The following is a 17289-nucleotide window of genomic DNA, read 5'->3' as shown; positions in this document are numbered from 1 at the left end:
CTTCCCTGGCCCTCTGGCCTCGCCGGGGTGACGGAAGGGGAGCTGCCTTTACCCCCTCCCCCGAACCTCCGAGATGCGCAGCGGGCCTCGCCGCCGCACAATCCGCCTCGCCCGCCGGAGACCGCCATGACTGAACTCCTGATCGAACGCCACGGACCGGTGGCGGTTCTCACCCTCAACCGCCCGCAGGCGATGAACGCGCTGTCGCAGTCGCTGATCCGCTCGCTCACCGCGGCGATCGTGGCGCTCGGGCGCGACGAAACCGCGCGGGTGCTGGTGCTGACGGGGGCGGGCGAGCGCGCCTTCTCCGCCGGCCTCGACCTCAAGGAACTCGGCGCGACCTCCGGGCTCCTCGGCATGGTGGAGGGTGACGGCGAGCGGCCGAACCCGATCCGCGCCATCGAGCAGTGCCCGAAGCCGGTCATCGCCGCGGTGAACGGCGTCGCCATCACCGGCGGCTTCGAGCTGGCGCTCGCCTGCGACATCCTCGTCGCTGCCGACACGGCCCGCTTCGGCGACACGCACCAGCGTGTCGGCGTCATCCCGGGCTGGGGCCTGAGCCAGAAGCTCTCGCGCATCATCGGGCCGTCAAGGGCGAAGGAGATGGCCTTTTCCGGCCGCTTCGTGACGGCGGCGGAGGCGAGCGCCTGGGGCCTCGTCAGCCGCGCCGTGCCCGCCGCCAACCTGATGGCCGACGTCATGGCGCTGGCGCATGAGATCGCCGAGGTCGATGCCGGCTTCCTCGCCGACTACAAGCGGCTGGTGGACGAGGGCTACGGCCTGCCCTTCGCCGAGGCCATGAGGCTGGAGGCCGACTGGTCGCGCCGCCACAACGGGGCTCTCGCGCCCGAGGATCTGGCTGCGCGAAGGGTCGGTGTGCAGGCGAAAGGGCGGGCGCGCTGAGGCGCTTCTTCGGCCTTCGTCATCAGGCCGTCACGCGAAGAGGGTGTTGACGGACGGGTCGCGGCATGTCCAAAGACGCGCCGTTACCTCATCCGGGTCCCGGCGTGGCCGCCGCGGACCCGTTTTCAGTTCCCATGCAAGAGCGGAGACCTCGCATGAGCTCATGGCCCGTCTATCATGAAATCACCGGTCCGATCGTGATGATCGGCTTCGGCTCCATCGGCCGCGGCACGCTGCCGCTGATCGAGAGGCATTTCAAATATGATCAGACGCGCCTGACGGTCATCGATCCTGTCGATACCGACCGCAAGCTCCTCGACGAGCGCGGCATCCGCTTCGTGCAGCAGCACGTGACGCAGGACAATTACCGCAAGCTGCTGACGCCGCTGCTCACCGCCGGAGGCGGCAAGGGCTTCTGCGTCAACCTGTCGGTCGACACCTCCTCCGTCGACATCATGGAGCTCTGCCGCGAACTCGGCTGCTTCTACATCGACACGGTGGCCGAACCCTGGGCCGGCTTCTATTTCGACACCTCGAAGGGCCCGGCGGCGCGCTCCAACTACATGCTGCGCGAGCGGGTTCTCGAGGCGCGCGAGCGCAATCCCGGCGGCATCACGGCCGTGTCCTGCTGCGGCGCCAATCCGGGCATGGTGTCCTGGTTCGTCAAGCAGGCACTGCTCAACGTCGCCACCGACCACAAGGTCAACTTCACCGAGCCGAAGACCAAGGCGGAATGGGCAGCGCTCGCCGCCAAGGTCGGCGTCAAGGGCATCCACATCGCCGAACGCGACACCCAGCGCTCGAAGAAGCCGAAGCCGCCCAACGTCTTCGTCAACACCTGGTCGGTGGAGGGCTTCGTGTCCGAGGGCCTGCAGCCGGCCGAGCTCGGCTGGGGCACGCACGAACAGTGGATGCCGGCCAATGCGGGCACCCATGAGACCGGCTGCGGCGCCGCCATCTACCTGCTGCAGCCCGGCGCCAACACCCGCGTGCGCTCCTGGTGCCCGACGCCGGGCGCCCAATACGGCTTCCTCGTCACCCACAACGAGGCGATCTCCATCGCCGACTACCTGACGGTGCGCGACGCCTCGGGCAAGGTCACCTACCGGCCGACCTGCCACTACGCCTACCATCCGGCCAACGACGCGGTGCTGTCGCTGCACGAGATGTTCGGCGCCGCCGGCAAGCGGCAGGATAGCTGGCACATCCTCGACGAGAACGAGATCGAGGACGGCATCGACGAGCTCGGCGTGCTGCTCTACGGCCATGCCGGCAACGCCTACTGGTACGGCTCGCAGCTCTCCATCGAGGAGACGCGGCGCATCGCCCCCTACCAGAACGCCACCGGCATGCAGGTGACCTCGGCCGTGCTCGCGGGCATGGTCTGGGCGCTGGAGAACCCGGAGGCGGGCATCGTCGAAGCCGACGACATGGACTTCCGCCGCTGCCTCGAGGTGCAGAAGCCCTATCTCGGGCCGGTGATCGGCACCTATACCGACTGGACGCCGCTCGACGGCCGCCCGGGTTTCTTCCCGGAGGACATCGACACCTCCGATCCCTGGCAGTTCCGGAACATCCTCGTCCGCGACTGAGCCGGGCGGGACGGCATGCATGCGGAGGGCGGGCCAGGGGTCCGCCCTTTGTTTTTGTTCATGAAGGAATGCCCCACCCGCACCCTCCCCTCTGGCGAGGGGAGGGGACCATGATGTCGCGACCGTTTGCCGACGGTCGAGCGAGGACCTACCCATCGGGGATGGCGAGCCGTCGAAGTCCCCCCTCTCCTGGCGCAAGCGCGGGGAGGGTGCGGGTGGGGTGTTCCGGCTCGTGACGGCCGCCCTCAGGCCGGCCCCTCCAGCGCATCCTCGAACAGGCCGAGTGCGGCGGCGGCGAAGGCGCGCATGTTGGCGGCGCGATCATCGGAGCCCGTGCGCAGCGTCATCGCCATGACGGCCGGGCCGTCGAGGCCGAGGCAGGCATGGCCGGCGGGGTCGCCGTAGCGGTTGCCGGTGGGACCGGTGGCCCCCGTCTCGGAGAGGCCCCAGGTGGCGCCGTGGCTCTCGCGGATGGTCTTCGCCATCAGCGCCGCCCAGGGCTCGGAGGCCGAGCGGATGCCGGATTCCACCATCTGCCGGGTGGAGATGCCGAGCAGGGCGTCGCGGGCCTTCGGCGTGTAGACCACCGCGCCGCCGAGATAATAGGCCGAGGCGCCGGGCACCGAGAGGAGCGCCGCGGAGATGAGCCCGCCGGCGGAGGATTCCGACACGGCGACGGTCTCGCGCCGTTCGACGAGGAGGCGGCCGATGCGGGCGGCGATGGGCTCGAGGTCCATGGATGTCTCCGGTCGGAAGAAGGTCGGGGGAGCCTGCCCGAGCCGGCCGGGCGGCGCAACGCGCTCACGGCGAGGGCCTGCCCGGTCCCACGGGCGGTCCCATGGCCGGCCGGGCCGGCGCCGCTTGGCATCCCTCTTGCGAAGTTGAACGGACCTTCAAGGGCCGCCGTGCGCCCCCAGCCCGGAAATGCCATGACCCTCGCTTCCGCCGTCGCCGCCGCCCGTCCCGAGGCGGAGGTGGCTGCCCAGAAATCAGGCAGCTCGCCGCTCGTCTCCCACGCCCGGCCCTTCATCGAATTCGAGAAGGTCTCGGTGCGCTTCGGCAAGGGCGACAAGCAGGTGCAGGCCCTGTCGCAGACGAGCCTGTCCATCGGCGAGGGCGACTTCGTCGCGCTGGTCGGCCCCTCGGGGTGCGGCAAGTCCACCCTGCTGAAGCTCGTCGGCGACCTGCTGAAGCCCTCGACGGGTCATGTCTTCGTCGGCGGACGCGAGATCGGCGCGACGCCGATCCGCATCGGCATGGCCTACCAGAACCCGACGCTGCTGCCCTGGCTCACCATCCGCGACAACGTCATGCTGCCGCTGAAGATCGTGCCGCCGTTCCGCTCCCAGTTCCGCGCCAAGCGGCGGGGCGAGTTCCGCGACCGGGCGGACGCGCTGTTGGCGCAGGTCGGCCTCGCCGGCTTCGGCGACAAATATCCCTGGCAGCTCTCGGGCGGCATGATGCAGCGGGCGAACCTCTGCCGCGCCCTCGTCCACGAGCCGGACCTCTTGCTGCTAGACGAACCCTTCGGCGCGCTCGACCAGTTCACCCGCGAGGAGCTCTGGCAGATCATGCAGGAGCTGTGGATGGCGAAGAAGACCACGGTTCTGCTCGTCACCCACGACCTGCGCGAGGCGGCCTTCCTCGCCAACCGCATCTGCGTGATGAGCGCCAGGCCCGGCCGCATCCTCGACGATTCGCCCGTCGCCTTCGCCCGGCCGCGCACCATCGACATGACCTACGAGCCGGATTTCGTGGCGCTGAACCAGCAGTTGCGCACCCTCATCGTCGAGGCGCGCGGCGGCACCGGCATCGTCCAGGCGGGAGGACACTGACATGGACGGCATCCACGAGCTCATCCGGCGCAAGTCCGCCTCCATCGCCCTCATCATCGGCGTCTTCGTGTTCTGGGAGGTCGCCTGCCTCGTCGGCGGCATTTCCGACATCGTGCTGCCGCGCCCGACGCAGATCATCGCCTCGCTGATCGAATACTGGCCGGCGATCCAGCCCCATGCGGCGCAGACGCTGTTCACGACGCTGGTGGGCTTCGCCATCGGCGTCGTCATCGGCATCCTGTTCGGGGTGGGGATCGGCTCCTCGCGCCTCGCCTACGACACGGCCTATCCGCTCCTCGTCGGCATCTCCTCGATCCCCAAGGTGGCGGTCGTGCCGATCTTCGTCCTGTGGTTCGGCGCCGGCACCGTGCCGGCCATCCTCACGGCGGCGATCATCTCCATCTTCCCGATCGTCGTGAACGTCGCCACCGGCATCGCCACGGTGGAGCCGGAGCTGGAGGACGTCATGAAGACGCTGAAGGCGTCGAAGTGGGACATCCTGTGGAACGTGTCGCTGCCGCGCTCGATGCCCTATTTCTTCGCCTCGCTGAAGGTGGCGGTGACGCTCGCCTTCGTCGGGTCGGTGGTGGCCGAGACGGTCGCCTCCAACCGTGGCATCGGCAACATGATGATGGTGGCCTCCTCCACCTTCAACGTGCCGCTGGTCTTCGCCGGGCTGTTCATCCTCGCCGGCCTCGGCGTCGGGCTCTATGCGCTGTTCTCGCTCGCCGAGAGTCGCGTCACCGGCTGGGCCCACCGGAAGGACCTGGCGGTGACGTGATCCTTCACCGCGTCATGCCCGGGCTCGTCCCGGGCATCCACGACTTGAACATCCGGGTGCAGGAATGCGTGGATACCCGGGACAAGCCCGGGCATGACGCAACCTTGCGGGCATGACGTTCGGGACGGCGGGCCGGAGACCACCCATGCGCACCATCACCTGCACCGCCGTCATCGACCGTGACGGGACGCGCGGACCCTCGCGGCTGACCCTCGACGGCGGCACGATCACGGCGGTAGAGGCGCTCGCCGCCGGTGAGCCCCACGATGACCTCGTGGTGATGCCGGCGCTGGCCAATGCCCATGACCACGGCCGCACCATCCGCACCTCCTCCATCGGCGGCTTCGGCCGGCCGCTGGAGGTCTGGCTTCATCGTCTCCGGCTCTTCGCACCGCTCGACCCCTATCTGGCGGCGGCCGCGCCCTTCTCCCGGGCGGTGGCCGGCGGACAGGGCGCCGCCATGGTCCACTACACGGGGGTGCAGGGGCTGACCCCTTATGTGGACGAGGCGCGGGAGGTTGCGCGGGCGGCCTCCGACGCCGGGCTGCGCATCGCCTTCGCCCTGGCCATGCGCAACCAGAACCCGCTGGTCTATGGCGACAGCGCGCCCGTCCTCGCCCAGCTTTCGCCGAACGCGCGGGCGGAGGTGGAGAGGCGCTTCCTGTCGGTCGCGCCTCTGTCGGTGGAAGCGCAGCTCGAACGGGTGGACGCGGTGGCCGAGGCCATCGGTGGGGCGATGGTGGACGTGCAATACGGCCCGCAGGGCGTGCAATGGACCACGCCGGAGCTGCTCGAGGCCATCGCCCAGGCCTCCGCCCGCACGGGACGGCGCGTCCACATGCATCTCCTGGAGACGCGCTACCAGCGAGACTATGCCGATGCGGCCTTCCCGCAGGGCATCGTCACCTACCTCAAGGAGATCGGGCTCCTGTCGCCGCGGTTGACGCTGGCGCATTGCGTCTGGGCGCGGCCGGGCGAACTGGACCTGCTGGCGGAGGCGGGCGTCACCGTCTCGGTCAACACCTCCTCCAACCTCGCGCTGCGCTCGGGCCTCGCCCCGGTCGCCGCCATGCTGAAGGCGGGGGTGAAGCTCGCCATCGGCATCGACGGCCAGGCCTTCGATGAGGACGACGACCTCCTGCGCGAGATGCGGCTGATCTGGTCGCTCCATGCCGGCTGGGGCTTCGAGCGGGAGATGAGCACGGCGGACGTGCTGGAGGCCGTGCTCGCCAACGGGCATGCGACCCTCAATTCGCCGGTGACGGGGCGGATAGCGGCCGGCGCCCCTGCCGACCTCGTGCTCGTCGACCGGACGGCGCTCGACGCCGACGCCCTCATGCCGGTGGAGCCGGTCGAACTCCTCTTCGCCCGCGCCACCGCGCGGCATGTGAAGGAGACCATCGTCGCGGGCCGCACCATCGTGCGGGACGGCACGGTGACCGGCATCGACCAGGAGGCCGTCCACCGGGAGGTGCGCAGCCGGCTCAGGGCCGGCATGGCGGCGGGGGAGGGGTTCCGCGCCGTGCTGCCGGAGCTCGAGACGACGATCTGCCGCCACTTCAGCGAGCGCCTCGGCTGTTGCTAAACGGGCCCGTTTGCCTAGATTGCCCCATCCCTTTCCCACCGCATCAAGGATGGCATCATGGTCCCACGCTTCCTCGCGAAAATCGCCGTCGCGGGCCTCGCGACGCTCGGTCTTGCGGCGGCTGCCGCCGCGCAGGCGCCGAGGGAGCTGCGGATCTTCAACTGGTCGAACTACATCGACGAACAGGTGCTGCGCGACTTCGAGCGCGAGTTCAACGCCAAGGTCACCTACGACACCTACGATTCCAACGAGGTGCTGGAGACCCGGCTGCTGGCGGGGCGCACCGGCTACGACATCGTCGTGCCCTCGGCGCCCTTCCTGTCGCGGCAGATCGCGGCCAACGTCCACCAGCGGCTGGATTTCTCGAAGATCCCGAACCGCACGCATCTGTGGCCGGAGATCCAGCGACGCGTCGCCGCCTACGACCCCGGCAACGCCTATTCGGTGACCTATCTCTGGGGGACGACCGGCATCGGCTACAACGTGGCCAAGATCCGCGAGCGCATGGCCGACGCGCCGCTCGATTCCTGGAAGCTCGCCTTCGACTTCGACACGCTGGCGAAGTTCAAGGACTGCGGCATCCACTTCCTCGACACCGCCGAGGACTTCCTGCCGTCGGTGATGCGCTATCTCGGCCGCGACCCCAATTCGAAGCGCGCAGAGGACTGGGAAGCCGCCGCCGCGCACGTGCAGAAGCTGCGCACGCTCGTCACCAAGTTCCACTCGTCCGAATACATCTCGGCGCTCGCCAACGGCGACATCTGCCTGGCGGTCGGCTATTCCGGCGACATCTTCCAGGCGCAGAAGCGGGCGAAGGAAGCGGGTAACGGCGTCGACATCCAGTACGTCATCCCGAAGGAAGGCGCGCAGATGTGGTTCGACCAGATGGCGATCCCGGCGGACGCGCCGAACGCCGACCTCGCCCATGCCTTCATCAACTACCTCAACCGGCCCGAGGTCATCGCCAAGGTGGCGAGCTTCGTCTCCTATGCCAGTGGCAATCTCGCCGCGAAGCCGCTGATCGCCCCCGCCGTGCGGGACAACCCCTCCGTCTATCCGCCCGACGCGGTGATGGCGCGGCTCTTCACCGTGACCAGTCCCGACGCCCGCCTGCAGCGCGTCATCACCCGCGCCTGGACGCGGGCGAAGACCGGCCGCTAGCGTCGTGGAGCCTCCCGAACGTCCGGCACGCGGCGCGCCCGCGCCCTGGGACGACCCCGCGGCCACCCCGCTGGTCGTCTTCGACGCCGTGACCAAGCGCTACGGCGCCGAAACGGCGGTGGCAGAGCTGTCGCTCGCGATCCACGAGCGCGAGTTCTTCGCGCTGCTCGGCCCCTCGGGCTGCGGCAAGTCGACCCTGATGCGGATGCTCGCCGGCTTCGAGACGCCGAGCGAGGGCCGTGTGCTGCTGGCGGGCCAGGACCTCGCCGGCGTGCCGCCGCACCTGCGGCCCGTCAACATGCTGTTCCAGTCCTACGCGCTCTTCCCGCACATGAGCGTCGAGAAGAACGTCGCCTTCGGCCTCGCCATGGAGGGCCGGCCGCGCGATGAGATCGGCGCCCGCGTCGGCGAGGTGCTGCGCATGGTCAAGCTCGACGGTTTCGCCGGGCGAAAGCCGCACCAGCTCTCCGGCGGCCAGCGGCAGCGCGTGGCGCTTGCCCGGGCGCTGGTCAAACGGCCGAAGGTGCTGCTGCTCGACGAGCCGCTGGGCGCGCTCGACCGCAAGCTGCGCGAGGAAACGCAGTTCGAGCTGATGGCGCTGCAGGAGCGGCTGGGGCTCACCTTCATCATCGTCACCCACGACCAGGACGAGGCGATGACCATGGCGACGCGCATCGCCGTCATGGACAAGGGGCGGATCGCGCAGGTCGGCACGCCGCCGGTGGTCTACGAGGCGCCGGCGAGCCGCTACGTCGCCGGGTTCATCGGCGAGATCAATCTGGTGGAGGGGCGGGTCGCGGCCGTCGAGGGACGGCGGGTGACCGTGGCGACGGCGGCCGGCGACCTCGCGGTGGCGGAAGCCGCGGAAAGCGTGGCGGTCGGCGAGGCGGTGGCGGTGGCCTGGCGGCCGGAGAAGACGCGCATCGTGCGGGCCGGCGAAGCCATCTCCAACGGCCGCGCCGTGATGTCCGGCACGGTGCATGACGTCGGCTATCTCGGGGGCCGGACGACCTATCACGTCGAGGCCTCGGGTCTGCGGCTGAAGGCTGCGGTGGCGAACGCGTCGCGCAGCGTCGAGCGGCCGCTCGCGGCGGGCGACAAGGTGAAGCTCGCGGTCACGCCCGACGCGCTGATCCTGCTGGTGCGGTGATGGTGGGCGCGATCGTCATCCGCAGGCATGAAGCCACGGCGGCCTTCTGTGTCGAGCCCGTTGGTCCCACCGTCCGTCATCGCCGGCCGAGCGAAGCGAGGGGAAGGGGATCCAGGAGTGGCCGGGCGGTCGCGGGTGGCTGCGTCGACCGTCCGGCGCCCGCGGTCGATCCCTTCTGCCCCTGGACCCCCTTCCCTCCGCCTGCGGCCTCGCCGGGGGTGACAGGCGGTGGGAGCCGCGGAAACGACGTCACCCCGTCGGGGGTGACGGCCGGAGGGTCGCGGGCGGGGCGCGCGGCGGGGCGCACTCGATGAGCGAGCGCGCCACCCGCCGCACCGTCATCCTCGTGCCCTATCTCTGGCTGGCGGTCTTCTTCCTCGTGCCCTTCGCCATCGTGGCGAAGATGTCGCTGTCGCAGGTGGCGACCGCCATCCCGCCGTATACGCCAACCTTCGGGCTCGCGGACGGCCCGGAGGGCTGGCTCGCCAAGGCGCGCGAGCTCTCGCTCGACAATTACGCCGTCATCTTCGGCGACCGGCTCTATTTCGACGCCTTCCTCTCCTCGCTGCGCATCGCCGGCCTCGGCACGGCGATCCTCCTCGTCATCGGCTATCCCATGGCCCATGCCATGGCGCGCGCGCCGAAACGGTGGCGGCCGATCCTCGTCATGGCGGTGATCCTGCCGTTCTGGACGAGCTTCCTCATCCGCGTCTACGCCTGGATCGGCATCCTCAAACCCGAGGGCCTGCTCAACGAGCTGCTCGTCGCCCTCGGCCTCATCGGCGCACCGCTCCAGATCGCCAACACCGAGACGGCGGTGCTCATCGGCGTCGTCTATTCCTACCTGCCCTTCATGGTGCTGCCGCTCTATGCCACGCTGGAGCGGATGGACCGGACGTTGCTGGAGGCCGCGGGCGACCTCGGCTGCCCGCCCTGGAAGGCGTTCTGGCGCATCACCGTGCCGCTGTCGTTGCCCGGCATCGTGGCGGGGTGCTTCCTCTGCTTCATCCCGATCACCGGCGAGGTGGTGATCCCCGACCTCCTCGGCGGCTCGGATACGCTGATGATCGGCAAGACGCTGTGGACGGAGTTCTTCTCCAACCGCGACTGGCCGGTGGCCTCCGCCGTCGCGGTGCTGCTGCTCGTCATCCTCGTCGGGCCGATCATGGTCTACCAGCGCCAGCAGGCGCGACAGATCGAGGCGAGCCGATGACCTCGCCCCGATCCCGTCTCCTCGACGCCACGGCGCTGACCCTCGGCTTCGCCTTTCTCTACCTGCCGATCGTCATCCTCGTGATCTTCTCCTTCAATGCGAGCCAGCTCGTCACCGTCTGGGGCGGGTTCTCGACGCGCTGGTACGCGTCCATCTGGCAGAACCGCCAGCTCATGGACGCCGCCTGGATGACCGTGAAGGTCGCCGCGGCGTCGGCGGCCTTCGCCACGGTGGTGGGGACCCTCGCGGCCCTCGCCCTGACCCGCTACTCGCGCTTCGCCGGGCGCACGCTGTTTTCCGGCCTCGTCTATGCGCCCATCGTCATGCCGGAGGTGATCACCGGCCTTTCGCTGCTCCTCCTCTTCGTCTCGCTCGGTGTCGACCGCGGCTTCTGGACCGTGACCGTGGCGCACGCGACCTTCACCTGCGGCTTCGTGGCGGTGGTGGTGCAGTCCAGGCTCGTCACCTTCGACCGGTCGCTGGAGGAGGCGGCGGCCGATCTCGGCGCCCGGCCCTGGCAGGTCTTCACCCGCGTGACGCTGCCGATCATCATGCCCGCCGTGGTGGCGGGCTTCCTCCTCGCCTTCACGCTGTCGCTGGACGACCTCGTCATCGCCTCCTTCACCACCGGGCCGGGGTCGACGACGCTGCCGATGCGCATCTACAGCCAGGTGCGGCTCGGCGTGACGCCGGAGATCAACGCCATCTCCACCCTGATGATCGCGGTGGTGACGGTGCTGGTGATCGCCGCCTCGCTCGCTACGAAGCGCAGCGCGGCGGCGTATTGACGGCGGTTGACCCGGGGCCTGCGAGGATGATTTCTGGCGGCTGCCCCCGTCAGTTCCGCGAGCCCCCATGTCCGCCGTCGCCAATCTCCTCGGAATCCTCGATCTCGAACGCCTCGAGGTAAACCTCTTCCGCGGCAAGAGCCCGCAGGACGGCTGGCAGCGCGTCTTCGGCGGCCAGGTCATCGGCCAGGCGCTGGTGGCCGCCTGTCGCACGGTGGAGGAGCGCCGGCCGCATTCGCTGCACGGCTATTTCGTGCTGCCGGGCGACCCGAAGGCGCCGATCATCTACGAGGTGGAGCGGGTGCGCGACGGGCGCAGCTTCTCGACGCGGCGGGTGAAGGCGATCCAGCACGGGGCCGCGATCTTCTCGCTGTCGGCCTCCTTCCATGTCGAGGAGGAGGGCGAGGAGCACCAGTTCGCCATGCCGGACGTGCCGCCGCCGGAGGAACTGAAGTCGGAGGCGGACGTGCGGCAGCTCTTCCACGCCCACATGCCCGAGGCGATGAAGGCCTATTTCGCCCGCGAGCGGCCGATCGAGATCCGCCCGGTGGAGTTCGGCCGCTACACCGGCGAGCGCCAGCCGGAGGGCAAGTTCCACGTCTGGATCCGCACCACGGCGCCGCTGCCGGACGATCCGGTCATCCACCGCTGCGTGCTGGCCTATGCCTCCGACATGACGCTGCTCGACGCCGCCAACGTGCCGCACGGCCGCTCCTTCTTCGACCAGTCGGTGCAGGCCGCGAGCCTCGACCATGCCATGTGGTTCCACCGGCCGTTCCGCGCCGACGACTGGCTGCTCTATGCCCATGATTCCCCGTCGGGGCAGGGCTCGCGGGGGTTTACCCGCGGGTCGATCTACACGCGCCAGGGAGTCCTGGTGGCCTCCGTCGCCCAGGAAGGGCTGCTGCGCAAGAAGCGTGGCTGAGTCGCCTGCCGCATTCTTAGGCATTCCCGGACCCAAATGACGGCCGAACTCGGGCGAGCCCCGACGCTTGCCTAAAATGAAGGCAAGCGGGGCGCCCGGCCGCGACATGCTGTCCCCTCGCTTTGGTCAAGTCACTGGAATGGCGTCGAAATCCCCGGCGCCAGGCGTGTGGCACGCGACTTGATTCCCTGACCCCGGTTCGGACTTCGGCCTTCGGGATCGGCGGCCGGCTTGCAGACACACACAGCTCCGCAGGACCTCGTCCCAACGGAGCCAATCGGGGATGACGACATGAAGATCGTAATGGCGATCATCAAGCCATTCAAACTGGAGGAGGTCCGCGATGCCCTGACCGGCATCGGGGTCCACGGCCTGACCGTCACCGAGGTGAAGGGTTACGGACGCCAGAAGGGCCATACCGAGATCTACCGCGGCGCCGAATATGCCGTGAGCTTCCTGCCGAAGCTGAAGATCGAGGTGGCCGTGCCCGGCACGGATGTCGAGAAGGTGGTCGCGGCCATCGCCGGCGCCGCCAAGACCGGCCAGATCGGCGACGGCAAGATCTTCGTCACGTCGATCGAGCACGCCGTGCGCATCCGCACCGGCGAAACCGACGTCGACGCGCTGTGACGCGCCTTCCCACCGCACAAGACATGCCTCTGGAGATTGTCCACATGATCAGATCGAGCCTTTCCAGGTGGGGCCTCGGCGCGCTGGCGCTGGCGGGCCTTGCCGCGGCCCTCGCCGAGCCGGCCCTCGCCCAGGCGCCCGCCCCCACCCCGCCGAAGCCGACCGCGGGCGACACCGCCTTCGTGCTTTTCTCCTCCTATCTCGTTCTGCTCATGGTCATCCCGGGCCTGGCGCTGTTCTACGGCGGCCTGGTCCGTGCCAAGAACATGCTGTCGGTGCTGACCCAGGTCTTCGTGATCGTCGCGGTCGTGTCGATCATCTACGTGGTCTACGGCTATTCGCTGTCCTTCACCTCGGGCGGCGGGCTCAACGCCTTCGTCGGCGGCTTTTCCAAGGCCTTCCTGATGGGCGTGGATCCGAACTCGACCGCCGCCACCTTCTCCAACGGCGTCGTCATCCCGGAATATGCCTACATCCTGTTCCAGATGACCTTCGCCTGCATCACGCCGGCTCTCATCGTCGGCGCCTTCGCCGAGCGCGTGAAGTTCTCGGCGCTGCTGCTCTTCACGGTCCTGTGGGTCACCTTCATCTACTTCCCGATGGCCCATATGGTCTGGTACTGGGCGGGCCCCGACGCCATCGCCGATGCCGTCAAGGCGGTTGCCGCCGCCGGCACGGATGCCGCCGCAAAGGCCGCGGCCGAGGCGAAGCTCGCCTCCGTCAAGGCTGACGCCGGCATGCTCTTCTCCTGGGGCGCGCTGGACTTCGCGGGCGGCACCGTCGTCCACATCAACGCGGGCATCGCCGGTCTCGTCGGCTGCATCGTCATCGGCAAGCGCATCGGCTACGGCAAGGAGCTGATGCCTCCCCACTCGCTGGTGATGACGCTCATCGGCGGCGCGCTGCTCTGGGTCGGCTGGTTCGGCTTCAATGCCGGCTCCAACCTCGAGGCCAACGGCGTCGCGGCCATGGCGGCGATCAACACCTACGTTGCCACCGGCGCGGCCACCCTGTCCTGGCTGTTCGTCGAATGGGCCGCCAAGGGCAAGCCGTCGCTCCTCGGCGCGGTCTCGGGCGCCATCGCCGGCCTCGTGGCGGTGACCCCCGCCGCCGGCTTCGCCGGTCCGATGGGCGCCATCGTCCTCGGCCTCGTCGCGGGCGGCGTCTGCTTCATCTTCTGCTCGACGGTGAAGAACGCCTTCGGCTACGACGACACGCTGGACGTCTTCGGCATCCACTGCGTCGGCGGCATCATCGGCGCCATCGCCACGGGCATCCTGGTGAACACCGCCCTCGGCGGCGCCGGCATCCCGGACTACGAATCGAAGCCCGGCGAGCTCGCCGTCGGCGCCTACGAGTTCGGCACCCAGGTCTGGGCGCAGCTCAAGGCGGTGCTCTTCACCATCGTCTGGTCGGGCATCGGCTCCTTCATCATCTTCAAGATCGTCGACGTGATCGTCGGTCTGAGGGTGACGGCGGACCGCGAGCGCGAGGGTCTCGACCTCGCCGAGCACGGCGAGCGCGCCTACAATCTCTGACGCCTGTCCTCCTACAGGCCCCACTCCCCGGCGCAGCGATGCGCCGGGGTTTTTCTTTGCCCGCCCGGCATCTTGCGCGCCGCCGGCCTTCCGACATCTCCGCGGGGGGCGATGGTTAATCCCACGTCAACCGTTGCCTCGGTAAGGTCCCGGCTGAACCGGAGGGCCTGCCGGGGAGGGCGGCGCCTCGCCGTCCCGCCGCCGCGCCCCCACATGCATGGGATGATTGACGATGGCAGTGGTGCGCCGGCACACCGGACCTTCGCTGGTTCCCGACGGCCTCGGCGGCGCCATGCGGCGCCAGCTGCGCCGCCTCGCCGGCCTCGGCATTCTCGCTGCCGTCCTCGTCGCCGCCGTCGCCATGCTCACCTGGACCGCCGGCGACCCCTCGCTCAGCCATGCCACCAACGCCCCGGTGAAGAACTGGATCGGCCGCCCCGGCGCCATCCTCGCCGATCTCCTCATGCAGCTCTTCGGCCTCGCGGCCGTCGTCCTGCTGGCAGTCTCGGCGATCTGGGGCTGGCTGATGCTGCGGGCCCGTCCCTTCGACCGCGAGGGCCTGCGCGTGCCGCTCGGCATCGGTGCCGCCATGGTGCTGGCGGTGGCGGCCTCGCTGCTGCCCTCGCCCTCCGGCTGGCCGCTGCCGACAGGCATTGGCGGCGTCATCGGCGACGGCGGGCTGACCGTCCTCTCCGCCCTGTTCGGCCGCCTCACGGGCATCGCGCGCTACGTGGCGCTGGCGGTGGCCGGCAGCATCGGCCTTCTGCTCTTCGCCGCCGCCATCGGCCGCATCCTGCGTCCCGAGCCGGAGACGCTGTCCGAGGAGATCGACCGCGTCGCGCCCAAGGCCCGCCGCCCGGCCGAGGAGGACCGCGAGCCCGGCTTCGTCGGCGGCATGGTGTCGAGCGCCGTGGGCGCCGTCGCCCATGGCATGCTGTCGACGCGAGCCCGCCTCGCCCGCATGGTGGCGGAGGCGCCGCAGACGGCGCGTGCCGCCGCCGGTACCCCCCGGACCGAGGCGGCACCGCCCGCGGGGCCCGGCATCGCGGCCCGTGCCAGGGCCTTCTTCACCGAACCCGACGACGACGTGCTGCCGGCCAAGAAGACCTCTGGCGTCCGCCGCGAACCCGTCATCGAGGCGGCGCCCGACCGCCAGCCGCGCACCTATCACGCCCCTCTCGCCAGCCGTCCTCCGTCGGAAGAACCGGAGCGGATGGAAGCCCCGCGGATCGCGCCTGCCCAGGAACCCGAAGTGGAGGACGACGAGCCGCTGCCGTCGGAACTCGCGCCGAAGCCCGCCGTTGCCGGCCCCCGCATCCACGCGCCACCGCCGCCGCCGCGTCCGGCGGCCGTGCTGCAGAAGCTGCCGCTGCCGCCGCCGGACGGCGCCGACGACAGCTACGAGCTGCCGCCGCTCGACCTCCTGACCGAGCCGAAGCCCTCCGAGCGTGACGCCTCGATGTCCATGGAGGTCCTGCAGGACAACGCCACGACGCTCGCCTCCGTGCTCGACGACTTCGGCGTGCGCGGCGAGATCATCAACGTGCGCCCAGGCCCCGTGGTGACCCTCTACGAGCTCGAGCCCGCACCCGGCACCCGCTCCAACCGCGTCATCGGCCTTGCCGACGACATCGCCCGCTCCATGTCCGCCATCTCCGCGCGCGTCGCCCTGGTCGCCGGGCGCAACGCCATCGGCATCGAGCTGCCCAACGCCAAGCGCGAGAACGTGCTCCTGCGCGAGATGCTGGCGAGCCAGGACTTCATCACCGCCAAGGAGAAGCTGCCGATCGCGCTCGGCAAGACGATCGGCGGCGACCCGGTCATCGCCGATCTCGCCAAGATGCCCCACCTGCTGGTGGCCGGCACCACCGGCTCGGGCAAGTCGGTAGCCATCAACACCATGATCCTGTCGCTGCTCTACCGGCTCAGGCCGGACCAGTGCCGGCTCATCATGGTCGACCCGAAGATGCTGGAGCTGTCGATCTACGACGGCATTCCCCATCTGCTGACGCCCGTCGTCACCGATCCGAAGAAGGCGGTGGTGGCGCTGAAATGGGCGGTCCGCGAGATGGAGGAGCGCTACAAGAAGATGTCGAAGCTCGGCGTGCGCAACATCGACGGGTTCAATGCCCGCATGGCGCAGGCGAAGGCCAAGGGCGAGGTGCTGACCCGCACGGTCCAGACCGGCTTCGACCGCGAGACGGGCGAGGCCATCTACGAGCAGGAGGAGATGGGCCTCGAACCCATCCCCTACATCGTCGTCATCGTCGACGAGATGGCCGACCTGATGATGGTGGCCGGCAAGGAGATCGAGGGCGCCATCCAGCGCCTGGCGCAGATGGCGCGCGCCGCCGGCATCCACCTGATCATGGCGACGCAGCGCCCCTCGGTGGACGTCATCACCGGTACGATCAAGGCGAACTTCCCCACCCGCATCTCCTTCCAGGTGACGTCGAAGATCGACAGCCGCACCATCCTCGGAGAGCAGGGCGCCGAGCAGCTCCTCGGCCGTGGCGACATGCTCTACATGGCCGGCGGCGGACGTATCAGCCGCGTCCACGGTCCCTTCGTCTCGGACGAGGAGGTCGAGCGCATCGTCGGCCACCTGAAGATGCAGGGCTCGCCGGACTATCTCGACGCCGTCACCACCGACGACGAGGAGGGCGTGGACGGCGACGGCGACGACGGCGCGGTCTTCGACAAGGGCGCCTTCGGCGAGGAGCCGGCCGACCTCTACGACAAGGCGGTGCAGGTGGTGCTGCGCGACAAGAAGGCCTCGACCTCCTATATCCAGCGCCGCCTGCAGATCGGCTACAACCGCGCCGCGTCGCTGATCGAGCGGATGGAGCGCGAGGGCCTCGTCGGCCCCGCCAACCACGCCGGAAAGCGCGAAATCCTGGTGCCCGAGGGGGCGGAGTGAGGGGCTGCCGCCTCGAAATCGCCCCAACGGCTGCCTATCTCCCCTTCGCCATGACCCCGATGACCGACCTGCGCCGAGGACCGACGATGACGCCTGAGACCCGCGCGATCCGGCGCTCGCCGAACGGTTCCGCGGCACGGCGCGCGGCACTGGGCTGTGCGCTTGCCGCCATGGCCGGGCTCGCCGCGGCGACCCTGCCGGCCGCCGCTGGCGACCAGCCCTTCATCCTCGCCCAGAATGCGCCGCTCCAGCTCGGCCCGCCCGGCGG

At 69.6% G+C, this 17289-nt stretch carries 15 protein-coding genes; 14 read left to right on the top strand and 1 reads right to left on the bottom strand.

The annotated features are described in order from the left end of the window. The first annotated feature begins 126 nt into the window (after positions 1 to 126). Both ACT6XY_RS15655 and ACT6XY_RS15650 read left to right on the top strand, forming a co-directional pair. The gene (locus ACT6XY_RS15655; protein WP_444749258.1) at positions 127 to 903 is read left to right on the top strand and encodes an enoyl-CoA hydratase; all 777 of its coding nucleotides are present in this window, start codon (positions 127 to 129) and stop codon (positions 901 to 903) included. A 155-nt stretch (positions 904 to 1058) separates the two neighbouring features. Then, a complete protein-coding gene (locus tag ACT6XY_RS15650; RefSeq protein ID WP_444749257.1) occupies positions 1059 to 2495 on the top strand; it encodes a homospermidine synthase in 1437 nt (478 codons plus the stop codon). 245 nt (positions 2496 to 2740) lie between these two features. Here ACT6XY_RS15650 and ACT6XY_RS15645 read toward each other — a convergent pair whose 3' ends face one another. Beyond that, positions 2741 to 3232 (bottom strand): CinA family protein, encoded by a 492-nt coding sequence (locus ACT6XY_RS15645; protein WP_444749256.1) that lies wholly within the window; start codon positions 3230 to 3232, stop codon positions 2741 to 2743. Between the two features lie 192 nt (positions 3233 to 3424). Between ACT6XY_RS15645 and ACT6XY_RS15640 the strand changes: the two genes are divergently transcribed. The 12 genes from ACT6XY_RS15640 to ACT6XY_RS15585 form a co-directional block, all read left to right on the top strand. Further along, positions 3425 to 4330, top strand: coding sequence for an ABC transporter ATP-binding protein (locus tag ACT6XY_RS15640; RefSeq protein ID WP_444749255.1), 906 nt, complete (start codon positions 3425 to 3427; stop codon positions 4328 to 4330). A 1-nt stretch (position 4331) separates the two neighbouring features. Further along, entirely contained in the window at positions 4332 to 5111 is a 780-nt protein-coding gene (locus ACT6XY_RS15635) for an ABC transporter permease (protein WP_444749254.1), read from the top strand. Between the two features lie 145 nt (positions 5112 to 5256). After that, positions 5257 to 6696 carry an amidohydrolase family protein gene (locus tag ACT6XY_RS15630; protein ID WP_444749253.1) on the top strand — a complete coding sequence of 480 codons (1440 nt, stop codon included), beginning with the start codon at positions 5257 to 5259 and terminating at the stop codon, positions 6694 to 6696. 57 nt (positions 6697 to 6753) lie between these two features. Further along, positions 6754 to 7857, top strand: a complete 1104-nt coding sequence (locus tag ACT6XY_RS15625; RefSeq protein WP_444749252.1) for a polyamine ABC transporter substrate-binding protein — start codon at positions 6754 to 6756, stop codon at positions 7855 to 7857. 4 nt (positions 7858 to 7861) lie between these two features. Continuing rightward, on the top strand, positions 7862 to 9007 hold the full coding sequence (locus ACT6XY_RS15620) for an ABC transporter ATP-binding protein (protein ID WP_444749251.1): 1146 nt from the start codon (positions 7862 to 7864) through the stop codon (positions 9005 to 9007). A gap of 310 nt (positions 9008 to 9317) precedes the next feature. Then, positions 9318 to 10220, top strand: a complete 903-nt coding sequence (locus ACT6XY_RS15615; protein WP_444749250.1) for an ABC transporter permease — start codon at positions 9318 to 9320, stop codon at positions 10218 to 10220. After that, positions 10217 to 11008 carry an ABC transporter permease gene (locus ACT6XY_RS15610; protein WP_444749249.1) on the top strand — a complete coding sequence of 264 codons (792 nt, stop codon included), beginning with the start codon at positions 10217 to 10219 and terminating at the stop codon, positions 11006 to 11008. The genes ACT6XY_RS15615 and ACT6XY_RS15610 overlap by 4 nt, the downstream gene beginning before the upstream one ends. Positions 11009 to 11075: 67 nt before the next feature. After that, positions 11076 to 11933, top strand: a complete 858-nt coding sequence (tesB, locus tag ACT6XY_RS15605; RefSeq protein WP_444749248.1) for an acyl-CoA thioesterase II — start codon at positions 11076 to 11078, stop codon at positions 11931 to 11933. A 291-nt stretch (positions 11934 to 12224) separates the two neighbouring features. Continuing rightward, positions 12225 to 12563, top strand: a complete 339-nt coding sequence (locus tag ACT6XY_RS15600) for a P-II family nitrogen regulator (RefSeq protein WP_106750014.1) — start codon at positions 12225 to 12227, stop codon at positions 12561 to 12563. 44 nt (positions 12564 to 12607) lie between these two features. After that, positions 12608 to 14101, top strand: a complete 1494-nt coding sequence (locus ACT6XY_RS15595; RefSeq protein ID WP_444749247.1) for an ammonium transporter — start codon at positions 12608 to 12610, stop codon at positions 14099 to 14101. Between the two features lie 232 nt (positions 14102 to 14333). Further along, on the top strand, positions 14334 to 17021 hold the full coding sequence (locus ACT6XY_RS15590; protein ID WP_444749246.1) for a DNA translocase FtsK 4TM domain-containing protein: 2688 nt from the start codon (positions 14334 to 14336) through the stop codon (positions 17019 to 17021). A gap of 86 nt (positions 17022 to 17107) precedes the next feature. Next, a partial coding sequence (locus ACT6XY_RS15585) for a hypothetical protein (RefSeq protein ID WP_444749245.1) occupies positions 17108 to 17289 on the top strand: 182 nt, incomplete at its 3' end.

The sequence above is a fragment of the Phreatobacter sp. genome (assembly GCF_052440005.1).
GTDB lineage: Bacteria > Pseudomonadota > Alphaproteobacteria > Rhizobiales > Phreatobacteraceae > Phreatobacter.
This window is presented reverse-complemented; position numbering and strand designations above follow the sequence as displayed.

Coding starts and splice junctions, on each gene's coding strand:
- ACT6XY_RS15655 (WP_444749258.1), top strand. CDS start 127: ATGACTGAACTCCTGATCGAACGCCACGGACCGGTGGCGGTTCTCACC.
- ACT6XY_RS15650 (WP_444749257.1), top strand. CDS start 1,059: ATGAGCTCATGGCCCGTCTATCATGAAATCACCGGTCCGATCGTGATG.
- ACT6XY_RS15645 (WP_444749256.1), bottom strand. CDS start 3,232: ATGGACCTCGAGCCCATCGCCGCCCGCATCGGCCGCCTCCTCGTCGAA.
- ACT6XY_RS15640 (WP_444749255.1), top strand. CDS start 3,425: ATGACCCTCGCTTCCGCCGTCGCCGCCGCCCGTCCCGAGGCGGAGGTG.
- ACT6XY_RS15635 (WP_444749254.1), top strand. CDS start 4,332: ATGGACGGCATCCACGAGCTCATCCGGCGCAAGTCCGCCTCCATCGCC.
- ACT6XY_RS15630 (WP_444749253.1), top strand. CDS start 5,257: ATGCGCACCATCACCTGCACCGCCGTCATCGACCGTGACGGGACGCGC.
- ACT6XY_RS15625 (WP_444749252.1), top strand. CDS start 6,754: ATGGTCCCACGCTTCCTCGCGAAAATCGCCGTCGCGGGCCTCGCGACG.
- ACT6XY_RS15615 (WP_444749250.1), top strand. CDS start 9,318: ATGAGCGAGCGCGCCACCCGCCGCACCGTCATCCTCGTGCCCTATCTC.
- ACT6XY_RS15610 (WP_444749249.1), top strand. CDS start 10,217: ATGACCTCGCCCCGATCCCGTCTCCTCGACGCCACGGCGCTGACCCTC.
- tesB (WP_444749248.1), top strand. CDS start 11,076: ATGTCCGCCGTCGCCAATCTCCTCGGAATCCTCGATCTCGAACGCCTC.
- ACT6XY_RS15600 (WP_106750014.1), top strand. CDS start 12,225: ATGAAGATCGTAATGGCGATCATCAAGCCATTCAAACTGGAGGAGGTC.
- ACT6XY_RS15595 (WP_444749247.1), top strand. CDS start 12,608: ATGATCAGATCGAGCCTTTCCAGGTGGGGCCTCGGCGCGCTGGCGCTG.
- ACT6XY_RS15590 (WP_444749246.1), top strand. CDS start 14,334: ATGGCAGTGGTGCGCCGGCACACCGGACCTTCGCTGGTTCCCGACGGC.